The organism is Oleiphilus sp. HI0066, from assembly GCF_001635725.1.
This window is the reverse complement of sequence record NZ_LWFH01001243.1, coordinates 1-993: the sequence shown is the minus strand read 5'-3', so window position 1 is coordinate 993 and position 993 is coordinate 1. Positions and strand designations below refer to the sequence as shown.

1 protein-coding gene is annotated in these 993 nt (G+C 45.4%); it reads right to left on the bottom strand.

Features of this window, described 5'->3' with window-relative positions; genetic code table 11:
• A partial coding sequence (prmB, locus tag A3738_RS17875) for a 50S ribosomal protein L3 N(5)-glutamine methyltransferase (RefSeq protein WP_068476678.1) occupies positions 1-894 on the bottom strand: 894 nt, incomplete at its 3' end.
• Positions 895-993 lie beyond the last annotated feature (99 nt).

Genomic DNA, 993 nt, shown 5'->3' with positions numbered 1-993 from the left:
TTCTTTAACGGCTTGAAGTTGGTCTGCCGTGAGCATAAATACACCATGCCCGCCGTGCTCAAATTCAATCCACGTAAATTCTAATTCTGGGTACGCCTCTTCTAGCGCAACCCAACTATTTCCAACCTCAGCGATCAGGACGCCTGATGGCGATAAATATGAAGCAGCCTGACGTAACATTTCTCTTGTGAAATCCAAGCCATCATTGCCTGATGCGAGACCCAGCATCGGCTCTTTGCGATACTCGTCCGGCATACTGCCAATATCTTCTGCATCGACATACGGAGGGTTAGACACAATCAAGTCGTAAGTGTGATGATCTCGCTCACTTAGCGCAGAAAAACAATCTGACTTCATGGCAGTAACGCGATCCTGCAGGGCAAACTTCGAGATATTCTTATTGCATACCTCTAATGCGTCTTCAGAAATATCTAATAAGTCAACTTGAGCCTCTTCAAAAAGAAGTGCCGACGCAATACCAATACACCCACTACCTGTGCAAAGGTCCATAATGCGTTGCGGTTCATCCAATAACCAAGGAGAAAAACCATTCTCAATGAGCTGTGCCAGCGGACTGCGTGGCACGAGAACGCGGTCATCAACGTAAAATTCTAGGCCACAAAAGTAAGCTTTGTTGGTCAAATAAGCCAAAGGAATACGTTGATCAATGCGCGCATTGAGATTCTTAGTGAGGCGAAGAATTTCTTCATCCGTCACACGACAAGCCCAAAGTTCACGGTCAAAATCCCATGGAAGAGACAAGGTTTGTAAAACTAATGCGACAGCTTCATCCCACGCGTTATCTGTACCGTGACCAAAATAGACATCACTGCTATTGAGCCGCGTAAAGCTATATCGAATAAAGTCTGCAATTGTGTGTAGTTGCGCCGCCACAACATTGCCTCAAGGTAGAAAAACCGCGCAATTATATAGGGAATGGAGCCAGAGTGCTAAGCATGCTGGCTACTGAAGCGTAAAAACTATAAAAAAGAG